16 protein-coding genes are annotated in these 18067 nt (G+C 56.8%); 5 read left to right on the top strand and 11 right to left on the bottom strand.

The features are described 5' to 3' along the window. From WA845_RS23500 to WA845_RS23490, 3 genes are read right to left on the bottom strand one after another with little or no spacing between them, the layout of a single operon-like run. Window positions 1-669, bottom strand: a complete 669-nt coding sequence (locus WA845_RS23500; RefSeq protein WP_337322676.1) for an amino acid ABC transporter permease — start codon at window positions 667-669, stop codon at window positions 1-3. A gap of 10 nt (window positions 670-679) precedes the next feature. After that, complete coding sequence (locus WA845_RS23495; RefSeq protein ID WP_003585314.1) at window positions 680-1435, bottom strand: ATP-binding cassette domain-containing protein; 756 nt, start codon at window positions 1433-1435, stop codon at window positions 680-682. A gap of 18 nt (window positions 1436-1453) precedes the next feature. Beyond that, a complete protein-coding gene (locus WA845_RS23490) occupies window positions 1454-1927 on the bottom strand; it encodes a RidA family protein (RefSeq protein WP_337322675.1) in 474 nt (157 codons plus the stop codon). Between the two features lie 436 nt (window positions 1928-2363). On the opposite strand from WA845_RS23490, the gene WA845_RS23485 reads away from it, so the two are divergent. From WA845_RS23485 to WA845_RS23475, 3 genes are all read left to right on the top strand, one after another. Next, window positions 2364-3116: a FadR/GntR family transcriptional regulator gene (locus WA845_RS23485; protein ID WP_337322674.1), complete on the top strand. Its 753-nt coding sequence runs from the start codon at window positions 2364-2366 to the stop codon at window positions 3114-3116. 170 nt (window positions 3117-3286) lie between these two features. Beyond that, a complete protein-coding gene (locus tag WA845_RS23480; protein WP_262622952.1) occupies window positions 3287-3487 on the top strand; it encodes a type II toxin-antitoxin system VapB family antitoxin in 201 nt (66 codons plus the stop codon). Continuing rightward, window positions 3484-3867: a type II toxin-antitoxin system VapC family toxin gene (locus WA845_RS23475; RefSeq protein ID WP_337322673.1), complete on the top strand. Its 384-nt coding sequence runs from the start codon at window positions 3484-3486 to the stop codon at window positions 3865-3867. The genes WA845_RS23480 and WA845_RS23475 overlap by 4 nt, the downstream gene beginning before the upstream one ends. Before the next feature lie 86 nt (window positions 3868-3953). On the opposite strand, the gene WA845_RS23470 is transcribed toward WA845_RS23475, so the two are convergent. Continuing rightward, a complete protein-coding gene (locus WA845_RS23470; protein ID WP_337322672.1) occupies window positions 3954-5060 on the bottom strand; it encodes a Fic family protein in 1107 nt (368 codons plus the stop codon). A gap of 201 nt (window positions 5061-5261) precedes the next feature. Between WA845_RS23470 and WA845_RS23465 the strand changes: the two genes are divergently transcribed. Further along, window positions 5262-7625, top strand: a complete 2364-nt coding sequence (locus WA845_RS23465; RefSeq protein WP_443111977.1) for a hypothetical protein — start codon at window positions 5262-5264, stop codon at window positions 7623-7625. Between the two features lie 502 nt (window positions 7626-8127). On the opposite strand, the gene WA845_RS23460 is transcribed toward WA845_RS23465, so the two are convergent. Together WA845_RS23460 and WA845_RS23455 are read right to left on the bottom strand one after the other, a co-directional pair. Next, complete coding sequence (locus WA845_RS23460; RefSeq protein WP_113082199.1) at window positions 8128-8874, bottom strand: SDR family NAD(P)-dependent oxidoreductase; 747 nt, start codon at window positions 8872-8874, stop codon at window positions 8128-8130. Between the two features lie 39 nt (window positions 8875-8913). Next, window positions 8914-9306 (bottom strand): DoxX family protein, encoded by a 393-nt coding sequence (locus WA845_RS23455; RefSeq protein ID WP_337322671.1) that lies wholly within the window; start codon window positions 9304-9306, stop codon window positions 8914-8916. Between the two features lie 138 nt (window positions 9307-9444). Between WA845_RS23455 and WA845_RS23450 the strand changes: the two genes are divergently transcribed. Then, window positions 9445-9819: a winged helix-turn-helix transcriptional regulator gene (locus tag WA845_RS23450; protein ID WP_337322670.1), complete on the top strand. Its 375-nt coding sequence runs from the start codon at window positions 9445-9447 to the stop codon at window positions 9817-9819. A 359-nt stretch (window positions 9820-10178) separates the two neighbouring features. Here the strand turns inward: WA845_RS23450 and WA845_RS23445 are convergent, their stop codons facing one another. The 5 genes from WA845_RS23445 to WA845_RS23425 all read right to left on the bottom strand — a co-directional run bounded on the left by WA845_RS23445 (window position 10179) and on the right by WA845_RS23425 (window position 17958). Next, complete coding sequence (locus WA845_RS23445) at window positions 10179-11363, bottom strand: alpha/beta hydrolase (RefSeq protein WP_337322669.1); 1185 nt, start codon at window positions 11361-11363, stop codon at window positions 10179-10181. Then, window positions 11353-14481: an efflux RND transporter permease subunit gene (locus WA845_RS23440; protein WP_337322668.1), complete on the bottom strand. Its 3129-nt coding sequence runs from the start codon at window positions 14479-14481 to the stop codon at window positions 11353-11355. Before WA845_RS23440 ends, WA845_RS23445 begins: the two co-directional genes overlap by 11 nt. Next, window positions 14481-15560 carry an efflux RND transporter periplasmic adaptor subunit gene (locus WA845_RS23435; protein WP_337322667.1) on the bottom strand — a complete coding sequence of 360 codons (1080 nt, stop codon included), beginning with the start codon at window positions 15558-15560 and terminating at the stop codon, window positions 14481-14483. The genes WA845_RS23440 and WA845_RS23435 overlap by 1 nt, the downstream gene beginning before the upstream one ends. Then, a complete protein-coding gene (locus WA845_RS23430) occupies window positions 15557-16174 on the bottom strand; it encodes a TetR/AcrR family transcriptional regulator (RefSeq protein ID WP_337322666.1) in 618 nt (205 codons plus the stop codon). The genes WA845_RS23435 and WA845_RS23430 overlap by 4 nt, the downstream gene beginning before the upstream one ends. 533 nt (window positions 16175-16707) lie before the next feature. Then, window positions 16708-17958: an ATP-binding protein gene (locus WA845_RS23425; RefSeq protein WP_337322665.1), complete on the bottom strand. Its 1251-nt coding sequence runs from the start codon at window positions 17956-17958 to the stop codon at window positions 16708-16710. Between the last annotated feature and the right edge of the window lie 109 nt (window positions 17959-18067).

Raw genomic sequence — 18067 nt, 5'->3', positions numbered from 1 at the left:
TCACTTTGCCGGATAGGAGAAATAGACCCGGCCGATCATGCCGAGAGCGATGGACAAGAACTGCGACAGCGCCAGATAGATGACGCCGAGCGTCAGATAGATCTCGAAGCTGCGGAAAGTCTGGGCATCGAGCGTCTGGGCGAAATAGGTCAGTTCTTCCGCCGAAACCGAGGACATCAGGCTGGAGTTCAGCATCATCAGAATGAACTGGCTGCACAGGGCCGGGTAGACCGCGCGGATCGCCGGACGAAACACGATGAAGCGGTAGATATCGACCGTGTGCATGCCGAGCGCCCTGCCCGCCTCGATTTGGCCGGGGCGAATGGACTGGACGCCGCCGCGGACGATTTCCGCCGCATAGGCGGCGCAGTTGAGCGTCATCGCAAGGATTGCGGCCTGCTCGCCGCTCAGGCGAATGCCGATCGCCGGCATGCCGAAGAAGACGAAAAACACCTGCACGAGGATCGGCGTGTTGCGGATCATCTCGATATAGCCGACGGCAATAGCTTTTAGCGCCGGCTGCTCACTCATCCGCATCATCATGAAAACGATGCCGAGCGACAGGCCGAAGATCATCGATAGCGACGACATCTTCAACGTGCCGATCACGCCATCGAGAAGCGACGGCCAGGCAGCAAAAACGGGGGCGAAGTCGAATGTATAATTCATCAGTCGCTACTCAGTGATTGAGGATCTGGCTGAGGAAGGTCTTGGTGCGCTCATGGCTCGGATTGCTGAAGAACACATCCGGCTTGGCGCTTTCGATGATCTCGCCGCGATCCATGAAGATGACACGGTGCGCCACGGCGCGGGCGAAGCCCATTTCATGCGTCACGCAGATCATCGTGATACCGTCGTCGGCAAGCGAGATCATCGTGTCGAGCACTTCCTTGACCATCTCAGGATCGAGCGCCGATGTAGGCTCGTCGAACAGCATGATCTGGGGATCCATGCACAGCGCCCGGGCAATTGCCACGCGCTGCTGCTGACCACCGGAAAGCTGGGCCGGATATTTCTGCGCCTGCTCGGCGATATGGACCCGCTCCAGATGGCGCATCGCCTTGTCCTTCGCCTCAGCGACCGAGGTCTTGCGTACACGGCGCTGCGCCAGCATGCAGTTCTGCAATACCGTCAGATGTGGGAAGAGATTGAACTGCTGGAACACCATGCCGACATCGCGGCGGATATGGTCGGCATTGGAGCCCTTCTGGCTGAGCGTCGTGCCGTTGACCGCGATGCTGCCCTCCTGGATTTCCTCCAGATGATTGATGCAGCGGATCAGCGTCGACTTGCCGGATCCGGAAGGACCGCAAAGCACGATATGTTCACCGCGCCCGACTTCGAGATTGATCCCCTTAAGCACCTGCAGGTGGCCGTACCACTTGTTGACGCCGCTCATGGAGATGGCTTTTTCCGAAATGCTGGTCCCGTTCATGGCCAGTTCCCCTTTTTGTCAGGCTTTAGGTAGGATTTCGAAGATCGCATCGACTTCGACGGATGACCCGCGCGGCAACGAACCAGCGCCGAGTGCCGTGCGCACATGACGACCCTTGTCACCGAAAATCTCCACGAGAAGATCGGACGCACCATCGATGACTGCGGGATGCCCCTTGAAGTCCGCCGGCGCATTAACGAAACCGCGCAACTGCACGCAGGCAACAACGCGATCAAGGTCGCCTTCAAGCGCGGCATGGACGCGCGCCACGATGTTCAGCACGCAAAGCCGGGCAGCCTTGTAGCCATCCTCGGGTGAAATATCCCTGCCGACGACACCGGCATAATGCTCGACTCCATCGATCCTCGGTATCTGGCCCGATACGAAGAGAAGGCTTCCAACGATGCGATGCGATATGTAATTCCCAGAGGCTGGCGCGATCGTAGGCAATACGATGCCGAGCTCTGAGAGGCGTGCGGAGACGACACCCATAGCGACTTTCCATCCGATTTCTAAAGATGCGCCAGAAGCGCAACCATGTTCCCGGAGCAGGTCGTCATAGGCTTGAAGGCCTAGCTGATCGCCTGCTCACTTCTTATCATTTGAGATTATTGAAATACTATCTCTTGTCAATAAGAAAATTAGTGATGCTATCACTCGGCAATTTTTGTCTCGCTATCAAACCTAAACACATGATTTATATGAACATAAATGTGATCATACGACATGAAGGTCACACTATTTAACGCATTTCTCGGATTCTCTTTTAGGGCTATCGAAGTGATCGCGGTGCAAATAAAAATCCAGTGTGCGCACTCCATCAAACAAAAGACGCATCAAAGAGATAGCATCACCGCGATAGGTCGTGCTATCTTGCTTCCCATCAAGACATGCGCAAACCGCCAGCGCCTCACAAAACGGGTGATTTTTGGACACTTTGACGGGCCGAACCATACAGGCACTGAAAACACATATCAGCGAAAACCAACTTTCGGCCGGCATAAAGCTCGGCTCGCTCAACGAGCTGTCACAGCAATTCGGAGTGAGCAGGACCGTTATCCGAGAGGCGGTATCGGCGCTGCGTTCCGAAGGTGTCGTTGAAGCGCGACATGGCGTCGGCGTGTTCGTCCGCGATACCCCACGTGCCGGCGCCGAGGAACCGGGTACATTCGATGCCGATGTCGCCCTCGCCCCCCTATCGCGCCTCAAGACATCCTTCATGGATCTTCTCGAACTCAGGATGGCATTCGAGGTGCACGCGGCAGGCCTTGCCGCAGTTCGGCGCTCCTGGGCACAGGAATCCAACATATGGAATGCCGCGCGTCAGTTCGAGGCTTCACTGGATGACGAGGCGGCACTCGATCATCTCGATTTCGTCTTCCACCGTTCCATTGCGGAAGCGACGAACAACGGCGCCTTCATCGAATTTTTCAGCCTAATGAGCCTGCAGATCCTGCCGCAACCGGCTTTTTCGAAACAATTGAACCCGGCACTGATTACGCCGGACTACGTACAAAACACCGTGGTGGAGCACAGGGCAATCTGCGAGGCCATCAGTACCGGAAACTCGGAAAAGGCACGCGAAGCCATGCGCGCACATCTCAACCGTAGCCACCTGCGTTATCGTGGGTTTGCTGATGGAACCAGTTCACCGCTTAGCAATGTTGCTCGAGAGGAGTAGACGACAACAACTTTGTCTGTGTGGTGGGGAAAGATACCAAACCTGTACTCCTCATGCCTTGAAGAGATTCGAACCGGCGACTGCAATAGGCATAAAGCAACGCGGGCTTGATGGGCGTAGATTTCCGCACCAATTGGTGCTATTTGCATATCAACGTTTTGGAGCTAGTTATGCGATCAACCATCAATCTCGACGACAGCCTTATGGAAAGAGCAAAGTCCCTAACGGGCACGAAGGAAACGGCGGCTCTTGTGCGTCAAGCACTGGAGACTTTGGTGCGAGTCGAGTCTGGCAAGCGGCTAATCGCTCTTGGAGGCACTATGCCTGAGGCTGAGGCAGCGCCTCGCCGCCGGAGCGGAGTTAGGAAGTGATTCTTGTCGACAGTTCAATCTGGATTGATCATTTCCGACACGTCGAGCCGGAGCTAGTCAAAATCATCGGAGATGATCGGCTGCTTTGCCACCCTTTCGTTGTAGGTGAACTGGCCTTGGGTAGTCTGCGGGAACGGGATGCGGTATTAGCGTTTCTCACAGCTCAGCGTGAAGCAGTAGTTGCAACCCATGCAGAAGTGATGACAGTCATTGATCGCCATTCGATATTCAGCATGGGGATCGGCTATACTGATGCACATTTGTTGACTTCAACTCTCCTGGACCGGCGATCCAGCTTATGGACGAGGGATAAGCGCCTGGCGGCCGCCGCTCGGAAGGCTGGCGCGGCGCTTTATCTCTCTCCGCATATTCCTCATTAGAAATGAAGTTGCGAACCCTTGAGTGCAATTCCGCTCTTGAGCGGAATCGAACAGCCATTCACCTAGTGCTTTTGCCTAGCACCAATTCATTTCTTCAGCGACAGCGTGTACCGGGTATGCCGACGTTCGCCTGTGCGCGTCAGTGCGCCGATCTCTACGAGCTGCTGAAGGTCGCGTGTTGCTGTAGCACGGGATGTGTCTGTGATCGAAATGTAGTTTTCGGCGTTTAGCCCCCCCTTGAAGCCTGCCGTGCCCTCTTTGAAAATGCGCGCGACTACCTTTTCCTGCCGCTCGTTCAACTGACCTCGAAAACGATCATAGAACTTTGCTTTCTGAATGAAGAAATCGATGCGCTCAAGCGTCGCCCGTTGAGCATCCAGGATAGTTTCTGCAAAGAAACTGATCCAGCCGTTGATATCGAGCGTACGCTGGTGCCGCTCAAGCTCGGAGTAGTAGGCCTTCCGGCGCTTCTCGATTGTGAAGGCGAGTGAAATGAGGCTTGGCTGCCCTATGTTTTGTGCTAGGGATTTCTCAGCGAGCGCGCGCCCAATTCGGCCGTTGCCATCCTCAAACGGATGTATGCTTTCAAAGTACAGATGGCCTACTGCTGCACGCGTCAAAGCCTGTAGCGGGGTTGGGCTATCCGGCCCGGATTGATTGAACCATGCGATGAAAGTCTCCATCTCACCGGTAACCTGGCGAGACGGGGGAGCCTCGAAGTGGATGGTGGGCTTGTCCAATCGACCCGACACGATCTGCATGGCGTCTTCATGCTTGCGGTAAGCACCAACTGTTTCAATATATCGGTTTCCGGCCATTAGCATTGAATGCCAGTGGAACAGGCCCTCATGATGCAGCGGCTTATGCCAGCTTCGATAGACATCCGCCATCATCTCAGCGATCCCCCGCTCTTGGGGGCGAATCTGTCTATCATCAGCGTCGAGCCCGAACTGCCGACGAAGTGATGACTGGACGCTCATTCGGTCCAGAAATTCCCCCTCGATCTCTGAGGTCTTGACCGCTTCGTCGCTCAGCAACTCAATGCGAAGTTGGTTGCTGTCGTCCTCGTTGAAATGCCGGAAAGCACCGATAACCTCGCCGGCGGACTGCAAGAATCTTTGCTCCAACGGGACCAGGCTTGCGGTGTCGTACCTGAAGTTTTGCCAATCCGTGTTTTGCCAGTTCCATTTCATGAGTTATAGAACCCCTCTCTATAGCTCATAATTATTGCCATATATGAGCTATTGCAAGTCCGTCTATCGCTCAGCACCACAAGTTGCGGCTCTCCACTAAAGACGCAGCGATCGACAGATAACCTCTTGCCCTAAACATATTTTGTTAACGGGCGCCCCCTATTTCCGCTCGCCCTCGGCATTGGTGTCGAGAGAAACGGAATGAGCATGACCAAACACGACCTTTCATCACGTCATTTTCAGAGAAAAATTTCGGAATTCTGCGAGCTTCGCATCGCTCCGATCGCATCCAGGCGCGTGTTGGAAAATATAAGGCCTTATCTGGCCAGTTTGATTGTCTACCGGAAATCGCCACCGCTGTTGAATGGCCACATCGACTGGGCGGCGATAGGCCAGAATTGTGGGATCGAAGCTGAAATGACGGTAGAACTGAAAAAGCAGCTCCGGCCTGCTCTGGATGCCATCATCCGATGGCTCGGCGCACCACCGGCAGCCGAAGAGCGACAGCCACCAAAGTCAAAGGCTCGCCCTACCAAAATCGTTCCCGCCAGGAAGGCAGCTTCCGCATCCTCGACCAGAAAGCCGCAATGCGCGGCGACCGACTGCACCTTTGCCCGCTCTGCGTCAACATCGCGCGGCCCTGCACCAAAACCGATAAGCCCTTTCCCAGAAGCACTATTTGAAGCGACAGAAGATCCGGCGAGCTTTCAGGACGCATTGATCTATCATATGCGGCGGTTCGGTGACACCTACTGGCAGCTCTATCGCGCCGTCGTTCATCTGAATGAGACCTTTGACAACAAGACGCTGCTATCTTGGATCCAGGGCGAGCGTGTGCCACGATCTGTAACGAGTTTCGACATCCTGCTCCGCATCGAGCGACGCTACCGACTTCCCGAGGGATATTTCAAAGAGAAACTGCCGCATCAGGCGCGCTCGCTATATGGTCACGAGCTCGGAGATATCAGCCCGGCTGAGCGGCGCAGGATCTCGTTGCATCTGCCGGATGATTTCAGCAGCCTTCCCTTCACCAAACGTGAAGAAATCCTGCATTGGGTGCGCCGTGTGATAATTTCCGGATCGACCGAATATCGTCGATACCAGGCGGCGGCCAGCAAGCAACGCTATGCCATTCGCTTTCCTGGCGTCACCTATGGTGGCAGTGCCTTGCCCTCTCGACCATTGGCCTCAATGGCCGGGGCTAATTCAAACCTCGCGGCAGATTTAGACGATCCAGATCTACTGTCCGGCGTTGTCGACGCGCCGCCAAGGCTTGCCATGGAAATGGCTGACCTCATCCGTTTCAAAACCTCAACACTGACCGCAATTGGTTTCCAACGAAACGGCGTCTGGGGTGAGGAAACGGCCTCTCAGAAGATCGAGCACCTCGGATTGATGTTCGGTGCGCTTGCTGCCGCGCCAAACGGTGTCGTGAAGGGTTTTGGTCTACCAGTCAGCAAGTTGAGCTTCGGCCTTCTCGTCTTCCCCGGTGTTTGGGACTGGTATCTGCAGTGGCGGGAACAGCGACGCGGTTTCTATACCAAGTGGGAAGAAGACATGCTGATGGTCGCCCAGGCTCTTACTCGTGCAGACGTCGGCTGGATACGGCAGCATCCTGAGCTGCTCCGAAATGTCAGGCCCATTGCGGGCTTGCTTGAGCAGGAAGAAATCGATTTCGCGGCTCGCGACTGGCATGGCGCCTGTGACGCTTTCCACCGACATGCCGCTAACCGTTCCAAGGAAATTCAGCGTGTCATGCGCGTGCATCGCGATCCATTCGAGCCGATCATGTGCGTCCTTGAGGCAGAGAGTCCGTTGGCGGAATATCGCAAGATTACGGAAGAGATCTTGAGACGTATGCCGGATGAGAACAGATATCCCCGGCCGGCGGCCGAAGCCGTCAGATCATTCCTGCTGCTTCGGCTTGGCCTGCACCTTGGGCTGCGGCAGAAGAACCTTCGCCAGTTACGCGTCTGCCCGCGCGGACATTATCCGACCTCAGAACGCCGACTTGAAGACATGAAGTGCGGAGAGTTGCGCTGGAGCGACCGCGATCATGGGTGGGAGGTTCTTATCCCATCGGTCGCCTTCAAAAACTCGGGCTCCTCCTTCTTCGGACAGAAGCCATTCCGGTTGATTTTGCCCGACCTTCTTGATCTCTACAAATACCTCGACGCGTATATCGACAGGCATCGTGGAGTTCTGCTCGGCGGCGCGAAAGATCCCCAAACGCTATTCGTCAAGACGGTGAAAACGACCAGCATTGATGCTGCTTACAATTCGACCACATTCTACGAGGCTTGGCGGACTGTCATCCAACGTTACGGCATCTATAACCCCTATACCGGGCGAGGTGCGATCAAGGGCCTCCTGCCACATGGACCGCATAACCTGCGGGACATTCTTGCGACGCATATTCTGAAACAGACCGGATCCTACGAGCAGGCAAGCTATGCCATTCAGGATACGCCCGATGTCGTGCAGCAGCACTACGGGCGTTTCCTGCCGCAAGACAAGGCGGCCCTGGCTGCTAAAATCCTCAACCAGGTTTGGGAAGCTGCGTAAGATCGAATGAGATACTCGGCTCGGATAGCGATAACAGTCTCCGTCCGAGCCGACCTCTTCGTTTCGCTCTTTATGAGATTCGAACCTGTGGCCAACCGGATCGGTCATCGCAGTGTAGCAAACCGGCGGAAGCTCGAACTTCTCAACAAACTTTGCCCCGAGGGCAACCAGTCGATCCGTCTCACCATCGAGATCCAGGTTGAAAAGTCGGCATGGACACGGATGCGCTGCGTGGGCAGGTCCGCAATCTTCTAAAACAGGATCAACGGTGTCGATCCCGTAGGCAGCAGCATGACATTGTCGCCGTAGTCGCCGCCGATCGGAACGTCCACAACCTATGACTACCAAGCGGTCAGTGCTTTCGATTTTCGCAGTCGAACGTAATGGCGTGGAGATCCATGAGAGCGGCCCTTCAGGATTGTTGATTGAAGCGTTTTGTAACCGCGGCGCTTTGGTCGGCGCGCCGAGGCATGTTGTATTAGCTGTGCAAGAACCGAGGCACCTATCGTGCGCTGTCGATGATCATGCCGCCATCGGGAGCGAGACTGTAACCGGTGATGAACTGCGCATCACTGCTGGCAAGGAACAGGACGGCAGGCGCGATGTCGTCTTCAGGTGAACCGAACCGCGAAAGAGCGTTGGGCGGTGGCGGTGCCTTGGCCTCGGCCGCGCCCCAGGTATCGGCAACCGGCAGCACATTGTTGACAGTGATATTGTCCGGGCCCCATTCCTTCGCGGCAGTACGGGTCAGTGCCCTCACCGCTTCCTTGGCCATGCCATAGGGGCCATAGGGCAGGATCGTGACGACGCCCGCAGCTGAACCGAAATTGATGACGCGGCCGTGCCCATGGGCCTTTAGATGCGGGTAGCACGCTTGCATCGTTCGAAGATAGGCAATGGGGCCCATGTCGAAATTTCGCTGCAACTGTTCCACAGACAGGTCGATGATAGATGACATGACTGCCGAAGGGTCAAAGGCGTTATTGACCAAGATGTCGATACGGCCCCAAGTGGCGACAACCTTATCGACTGCTGCAGTGATCTGGTTCGCGTCGCCGAGATCACACGGCACGCCGATCGCGGTCCCGCCTGCGGCTTCGATGTCGGCAACGACTGCCTCGACATTGGCTGGCGTGATCGAGACAACCGCGACCTTCGCGCCCTCGTTTGCGAACAACTTGGCGGTGGCCCGGCCTATGCCGCGGCCCGCACCTGTGACAATGGCAACTTTTCCATCAAGACGACCCATAATTTTCTCCATTTCTCAGTTTGATTTTTGGTGTGGTTGTCAGAAACCCAAACCTTGCAGGTACGCTGAAGGGACGGCGCGCACGGCGTTCTGAGTGAGGAAAGAGGCGAACAGCAATACCAGCCCGATCACCGCAGGTATGGCACCCGCAGGTTTGCGAACGCCCAGATGTGCCATTCCCGACAACAGCAAGTGATAGAACATTCCGGCATAGGCCAGATCGCTCAGCGGCACGTTGATGCGCGAGAGGATCGCCAATGGGCCGAGGATTTTGACCACGATCATGAACGGAACGAGGTGAGAGGCGGAATAGCCAAGATCGACTTGCGCCTTCCTAACGAAATCCCGCTTCGTCAGATACATGAAGGCTGAGCCAAAGTAGAGCAGTGTCAACAGTGCCGTACTGATCCAATAGATATATGTTGAAACCATGCAGAAACCATCCCGCTGCTAGGCAGCGCCTTTTTTAAAAACGATGAATTAAGAGGTTTTTACGCTCCGCTGATGCACTTTTGTAAATTGTTGTCTAAGATTGTTTCTTGCAAGTAGGATGAATTAAGACACCATAGTATGGAAATACATACCTTGACTGATAGAACGCCGACGATGCAAGACGAGATGCGCCGTGCCTTCAGCATGCTTTCTGGAAAATGGAAGCTTGAAATCATGTGGCTGCTCAACGAACGGGTCTATCGCTTTGGAGAGCTTCGCAAGGCCATACCCGGGATTACCCAGCACATGCTGACTGCGCAGCTCAGAGAGCTGGAAGCAGACGGCTTGATATCGCGAACCATATTCGCCGAGGTGCCGCCGCGGGTCGAGTACGAGATGACTGAAAAAGCGCGTGGGCTTGGCCCCACGATGCAGGCGTTAGCGGCATGGTGGGGTGAGTATGGAAAGACTGTGCCCGTCAGGCCTTCAACACGAGGCCGCAAACCCTTGTGAAGACATATTGGCGAGAGCTGACACAGTGTAACACAACAGAATATTTGGTGATTGGGACTGTTGCCGCGCTGAGTAGCATTTTGCCGCTTGGTCGCTTTCACCGCAAAAACTTGAAACCAACAGGCCTAATCTTGAGTTGTGCCGGTACGTCTCCCAGGCAGATTCCCATATCCGGCCGTGCTGTACTACTTTTCCTGACCATTCCGCCTTGAATGGATCAGAACCGCCAGCACTAAACGCCTTCCTCAGATTTCAATAATTTGGAGCCTGCAAACAGCATTGGTTTGTATGGACGCCGCTGGGTTCATCGTCTAACTGCCATCTGCATGTCGGTAATCAAGCAGCGGTCGTACCCCTCACTAGCCAGACTGCAGAAGACGAACAGGTGAAGCGATGGTCGAGCGGACAACGCTTGCCCCGGTGCGTGCAATCCGCAGCCCCAGTCCCGCATCGTCGGTGTCAATCCGCTGGTTGGAAAGCCGGGCTGCCAACGCCTTGAGCATATCTGAATTCTCCGCAAAGGCTGTGTGTCCGAGTATGTCCTTCTGCTGAACGTCCGTTGCGTCGATGACACTGATGCCCTCGCGTGCCAGTTCGGCCTTATACGGCCTCAAGTCGATATAACCGAGCCTGCCGACATCCCCGGCGATGAAGGTGGATGCCGCCAGCGCCATATCGTTGCGCGAGGCATAAACCGTGAAGCGCGGCCGTTTCGTGCCCATCTCGATGACCTGCCGCTTGAACACGTCGACATCGATATCGGGTGACGCCAGCACCACATTGCGCACTTTCGGCGAGACACGCCCGGACTTCATCGCCACGTCACGCAGCGCCTCCATGGTCAACCATGTGCCCATCGAGTGAGCAAGCACGGTGATTTCGGCCACATCGGGGCTGCTGATCGCCTTCTCAAGCACGGCCACCAGCCCGAAGCGGGAGTAGATCGTGCTTTCCCTGTCATAGACATAGTCGAGCGTACTGCCGCGCGATGGCCACGTGAAGAGAACGGGTGCTGCATCGGCGTGAATATCATGGGTAATCTGGGCAAAGCGGAACACGGCATCGGCATAAGTGGTGTTGAAGCCATGAACGAAGATCAGAACCCGCCGCTTGCCGCCGCTGGCGCGCCTGAACCAGTCCATCGCGCCGTCTTCCGTCATCTCCTTGGCTTTCGACACGACAAAGGCGGTTTTCGGGTCGGGCCGGGCACTGCTTGGCCACTGGATCTCGCCGGGCTTGCGGCGATCCGCCGGCGGTATTGAAACGACGATGTTGTCGAGGCGGACATCCTCGCCACGCTCACCAGAATAGCGCAGTGCGCTGTTTCTGGAGGGTGCACGCGTTGTCGCAACCAGCATGTCCACCTTGCCGACGGTCGGATCGCTAACCTCCATCGGCTTCAGGACATCCGGCCGGTGACCGCAGGCGGTCAGGACAAAAACCAGCCCCAGCAGGACGGCCAGACGCGGCCAGCCAGCCGTGGAAGACCGCGCAACCGGCGCGGTTCCCCTTGCATACGCGTTCTGCACCGGATCAATGAGCATGCGCCGCAGTTCCTTCTGCACTTGGCCCTTCAACGCTTGCCTCATCGTCGGCAATCGTCTTGCCCTGTTCGACCGAAAGCAGCCAGAGCAACAGGCAGGGCAGCAGCGTCAGCGTCAGCACGGTTGCGGCGGCAAGTCCGCCGATGATGGCATAGGCCATCGGCCCCCAGAAGATCTGGACGGCGATTGGGATCATGCCGAGGATGGCCGCAAGCGCGGTCAACAGGATCGGGCGCGAGCGATGAACGGCAGCATGCACAATGGCCCCACGAATCGGCTCGTCTCTGGCTACATTCTGATCCACCTCCTGGATCAGAATGACGGCATTGCGGATGATCATGCCGCAGAGCGCGATCACGCCGAGCTGCGCGACGAAGCCCATCGGCGTGCCGGTGGGCAGCATCGCCGCCACCACGCCGATGAGGCCGAACGGCGCCATGGCAACGGCAAGACCCATGCGCGAGAAGCTCTGCAACTGGACCATGAGCAGCGTGATGATGACGATCAACATGATCGGGAGCACTGCGAAGACAGACGCATTGCCCTTTGCCGCCTCTTCGGTGATGCCGCCGGACTCGATTGCATAGCCAATCGGCAGGGTTTGGCGCAGCGCTTCCAGTGACGCATTGACTTCACCGGCGACGGTTGCCGGCTGCATGCCCTTGGGAACGTCGGACTGGACAATGATCATCGGGCGGCCCTGGCGGTGCCAGATGACGGGCTCTTCCATGCCGTATTCGATCGTCGCAACCTGGCGCAGCGGCACCGCGCGGCCATCGCCGCCGCGTAGACTGATGTTGCCAATGGTCGCAATCGAGGTCCGGTCAGCCTCTATGCCCTTGACGACCACATTCACAAGCCGGTCGCCGTCCCGCACGCTCGTCACCGTGGACCCGGCAAAGATTGCCGCAATCTCGCTTGCGACGGATTCCGAGCTCATGCCCAGCGCCCGCGCCTCGACCTGGTTGACGACAACGGTCACACGCCGCTGCGGTTCACCGGCCGTCAGATTGACGTCGCGGGTGTTGGGGTTTTCACCGACGATATTGGCGACTTTAAGCGCAAGTTCCCGCACGGTCTTGTAGTCGTCGCCGGTGACACGATACTTCAGCGGCCAGCCGACGGGCGGCCCGAGTTCGAGCGGCGAAACACGGGTGGTCACGTCGGCGAAGTCGCGTCGCATGGCTTCTTCGAGGCGCGCGCGCACCGCATCGCGTTCCTCGATGCCCTTGGTGACGACAACGGTCTCGCTGACATTGTCGTTTTCGAGCAGCAGATCCATCGGAAGATAGAAGCGGACCGAACCGGCGCCGACATAGGTGGTGAAGTGGGCGACATCCTCGTCTGCCTTCAACAACGCTTCCAGCTTGCGGGCGCGTTCTTCGGTGGCCTGACGCGATGCATTCTGCGGCAGGTTCAGGCTGACGAGCAATTCCGGGCGATCCGAAGATGGGAAGAACTGCTCTTCGAGCTTCGACCCGCCAAAGACAGACACGACGAGCAGGCCGAGTGCCGTTGCCAGCGTCAGCCAGCGATGGCTAAGCGACCAGTTGAGCACCCGCTTGTAGGCCTTCATCACGCGACCGTCCTGATCGGAGTGACGCGGCATGGTCTTGGGCAGGATCCACGTGCCGAGCAGCGGCGAGAACAGCACTGCGACAATCCAGGAGGCCACCAGCGAGATCAGCACCACCATGAACAGCGAGAAGGTATACTCACCCGCACTCGATGCTGCGAACCCGACCGGGATGAAGCCCGCTATCATGACCAGCGTGCCGGTCAGCATCGGGAAGGCCGTGGTTTCATAGGCGTGGCTTGCCGCAACAGACCGGTCCTTTCCGTTTTCCAGGCTGGAGACCATGGTTTCCACGGTGATCATCGCATCGTCGACGAGCAGGCCAAGCGCGATGATCAGTGCGCCCAGCGAAATCCGCTGCAAGCCGATACCGGCGAGTTCCATTCCGAAGAAGGTCATGGCAAGCACGAGCGGGATCGACGCAGTGATGACGAGACCCGCGCGGCTGCCGAGGGAGAGGAAGGAGACGGCCAGCACGATCACGATCGCCTCGATCAGCACCTTGACGAAGCCGCCGACGGCGTCTTTGACCACGGTGGTCTGGTCGGCCACCTGAACCATTTCGATCCCGTGTGGCAGTTCTGCTGCAATCTCGGCCGTGCGGGCCTTCAGCGCATCGCCGAATTCGAGCAGGTTGCCGCCTTCGGACATGGAAATGGCAAGGCCGATGGCCGGCTCGCCATTGACCCGGAAGGCAGGCGCCGGCGGATCCACAAGGCGGCGCGCTATGGTGGCTATGTCCTCAAGACGCACAAACCTGTCGCCGAGTCGGAAGGTCAGATCGTGCAGGCTCTTCTCGGATACGAAAGCACCGCTGACGCGCAGCGAGATGTTTTCCTTGTCGGTGCGCATGGTGCCCGTCGGCGTGATCGCGTTCTGCGCACGGATGGCTTCTATGGCTGCCGCCGGGTCGACACCCAGACCGGCAAGCTTGGCGGCGGAGAACTCGATGACGATCTCCTCCTCCTGAACGCCCAGCACATTAACCTTGCCGATGTTCTTGATCGACAGCAGTTCGGCACGAACGTCCTCGACGCGGTCGCGCAGTTCACGATTGGAAAATCCCTCCGCCTGGAAGGCGTAGATGCTGCCATAGGTATCGCCGAACTCGTCGTCGAAGAACGGACCCTGGACGCCCTGCGGAAGCGACGGCGCCAGATCGGTAATCTTCTTGCGCACCTGATACCAGACGTCCGTCACCTTTTCGGGCGGCGCGTCGTCGCGCAGGTTGACGAAAATGAATGCCTGCCCAGCACGAGAATAGCTTTGTGTATAGTCCAGATATGGGGTTTCGGAGAGCTTCTTTTCAAGTTTGTCGGTCAGCAGATTGACCGTGTCCGTGGTCGAGGCGCCTGGCCACATGGCCGATATTACCATGGTCTTGATGGTGAAGGGTGGATCCTCGTTGCGTGACAGGCGCTGATAGCTCCAGATGCCAGTAATCATCGTCATGATCATCAGGAAAATGACCAGCGACTGATGCTGCAGGGCCCAGGTCGAGAGATTGAATTTTTTGCGCTGCGGCTGGGACGGTGCAGACATCACTTGCTCTCCCCTTCCCGCAGCTTAACCACTTCGCCGTCGCGCAACTTGCTGACGCCGGCCGTGGCAACGATATCGCCGTTGTGAAGCCCTGACCCGACGTAGAGGGTCTGGTCGTCATATCGTTCGACGGAAATCAGACGGTAGGACAGCTTGCTCGTTAATGTGTCAAATACGAAGACGGCAGTCGCGCCGTTGTGATTGGTCAGCGCCGAAGCGGGAAGCTCGACCAGATGCTTGGGTGATAGGGTAATCGTGCCAAGAATGGCCGCACCAAACGGCATGCGACTGGCATGCTCGTCCAGCGAGACCTTCACCCGAAAGGTGCGGGTGATCGGATCAGCCGAAGGTGTTACTTCACGGACCTTGCCGGTCGCGACGATGGACGGATCAGAAATCAGGCTGACCTTGACGTCGGGCGTATCGCCACCCGTCATTATCAGACGTTCCGGCACATCGAAAACCGCGTCCTTGTCATGGTTCGAAATCAGCGTGACAATCTGCTGGCCGGCCTGGACGACCTGGCCGAGATTGGCGCTGACGGCAGAGATTATGCCATCGCGCGGGGCCTTGATTTCGGTATAGGTTAGTGTTTCCTCGGCCGTCGACAAGGCCGTTGTAGCCGCTTCGAGGCGCGCCTCTGCGGCCTTCAGGTTTGCCTCGGCCTCCTGCGATTGCGCCCGCGAGATGGCATTTTTTGCCAAGAGTTCGCGGTTTCGCTCGGCCGTCAGCGTTGCGAATTCAAGCGCCGACTGGGCGGTCGTCAATTCGGCGCTTGCAGTGCGAACATTGTTCTGCGAGGGCACCTTGTCGATGCGTGCAAGCACTTCCCCTTGCCTGACCTCGGCGCCGTTCTCAACCCTGAACGTGAGCTGGCCATTGAGACGGAAACCCATTGGAGTTTCATAACGCGGACGGACCTCTCCGGTCTGGCTGACATCTTCGCCAATCGGGCGGATCTGCGTGACGACCGACTTGATCGGTCGCGGCGCCTTGGCTTCCGGCTCGGCCTCGCTGCATCCGGCGAGCAGTCCGAGCACACCCGCAAATGCTGAGTATTTGAGAATGCTGGTCTTCATTGTGCGGCTCCTTGCGGGCGAAGCCCGTTGATGAGCAGTTCGATCATCTCGGCGACGAGCTGATCGACATCTCCAAAGTCGAAATCGTTGAAGGTCGAACACAGGGTGACGATGCCATGTACGCCAGCCCAGATGATCTGCGTGGAGCGTTCACTGTCAGCGGTGACGATAAGGCCCGCAGCCGCAGCCCGTGCCACTTGCTCGGCGAGCTGCCGATAGGGCAGCATTGTCTCCTCGTCCTCCATCAGCGGCGAGGTTAGCCCCTGATCATTTTCGAGGAACAGCATGCGGAAACGGTCGCTATCCTCTAGTCCGAAACGGGCGTAGGCCTTCATCATGGACCGGATGGCAGACAGCGGATCATCAATTGTGCCGTTAATCTCGTCGAACCTGTCTCTCAGATCGGTTATCGCGTCACGGCAGAAATCGATGATCAGGTCCTGCTTGCTCGGATAGTAGCGGTAGAGAGCGCCCGCCGTCATGCCGAGACTGACCGCAAGTCCACGCATGGACAGCTGGCCCAGACCCTCTCGACCGACGATCTTGGCGGCGGCCCCCATGATCGTCTTTCGGAAGCGTCGAATATCGTCATCGCTCAAAGCAGCTCTTGGCATCATCTCACCACACTAAAATTTAAATTACGCGTTCAGTAAACGCGTTCATTAAACATGTCAAGCTTAGATGGAGTGGTTTAGGAATGAAGTTTCGACGTAAAATTTGAACAGACGTGAGGCGTTGAATCTTAGCTGATTTGTGGCTTGCACCGCCATTCGTCACCAGAGGACGGTCGCACAAGCTGCGATCTCCGAAGGGCTGTGCACCTAAATCGAATGTATCGGGGGATGTGTTCCCGGAACAGCTTCAGCAGCAAACGATACCTTGGGGGCCACGGTGGGAGCTGTCATACTCGCACGGGCTGTTGATTATCATCAAATGAAGGCGAATTGCGCGCTCAGACGCGCGCTTAGATGAATGCAAAGGCAGGTTAAATCATGCGATTGAGAAACCGCGAATTCAAAACGATCGGTCAAAGAACAAGAATACAGGTTGGGAAACCATCATTGCGCGTCAACCGCAACAGCAGTCAGCCAGCTCTGGATGAGCGTCTTCGCCTTGAGCGGATTCGAACTGAATTCCTGCCCTTGCCTTAATCGCCCCAGAGACAAGATAGCGGTATCGCCGCAAGGTTATCGCCAAATGGCAAGACCTTATCGCCGTCGTACAGCACCCAGCCTGCCTTGAAGTTGCGCCCCGTGGCTACGGCCACTTTGCGTAAGCCTTTGAAATCTGCTGCGGTCACCGTTGCCGCGGCCTTGACTTCAAGTCCAACCATATTGCCAGCTTCGTCTTCAAGAAGAATATCTACTTCGTCCTGATCCTTATCCCGATAGTGATGGAAGGTTGAGTGGACTTCGCTCCAGGTCGCAAGCCGGAGGATTTCGCCTGCGACAAACGTCTCCAGCAATGAACCAAATAGTCCTCGGTCACTTGAGATTCGATCGAACGTCATTCCGACAAACGCAGCTAAGAGACCGCTATCAAGAAACAGGAGCTTTGGTGTTTTAATAAGACGCTTCAAAGGGTTTCGAAACCAGGGCTCGATGCGACGAACTAAGAACAGCTGTTCAAAGAGTCCGATATATCGTCGGGCGGTCTTGTCATCGATGCCAACCTGGCCGGCCAACTGGGTGAAATTGAGCAACTGTCCTGAATGGTGCGCGAGCGCCCGAAGGAGCTGCGGCATTTGGTCCAGGCGTTCGACGTCGGCGATTTCGCGCACATCTCGTTCAACAATGGCTCGTATGTATTCTCTAGCCCATGCGGATCGACGGCGGGCATCGCCACGACTGACCATCTCAGGATATCCGCCGATGAGCACTCGCTCCATCAGGTCGTTTCCGACCGTTGGATTGCGAGGGACTATGACCGTTCCGGCAAAAGCGGAATCGAGAAAGTTCGACTGGTTGCGTCGAATTTCGGACTGAGCCAGGGGCAACAAGGTAACGAGTTCCATCCGCCCAGCCAAACTATCGGAAATCGTTGGGAGTGCTAGAATGTTTGCTGAGCCAGTTAACAAAAATCGCCCCGGCCGCCGATCGTTGTCTACAGCCTGTTTTATGGCGCGCAGCAACTCCGGTGCACGCTGCACCTCGTCTATGATGGCGGTATCAACCTGACGAACGAAGCCGACTGGATCGGTCTTTGCGGATAGTAAGGTCGTTTCGTCATCTAACGTGAAATACGGACGATCTGTCTGAAGCAGGGTTCGAGCCAACGTTGTCTTGCCACACTGCCGCGGTCCGTTCACAAGTACGACCGGCGTATCTTCGAGCGCGACCCTAATTCGCTCGGCTGCGCCTCTCGGATAGAGGAGGTCAGAGGGATTTTGCCCTTTCAATCTATCTTTCCTCCTGCTCTCTACCAAATCCTAGGGTGGCGGATGCGTCCAGGTCGGAGTTTACACGCGTCCAATTCGGATTGCAACTTCGTCCAATCCGGAACTTGCA

It is taken from the genome of Agrobacterium sp. CMT1, from assembly GCF_037203725.1.
Classification (GTDB): domain Bacteria; phylum Pseudomonadota; class Alphaproteobacteria; order Rhizobiales; family Rhizobiaceae; genus Agrobacterium; species Agrobacterium pusense.
Note: the sequence above shows the minus strand (reverse complement) of the source record. Positions and strands in the feature narration are given on the sequence as shown.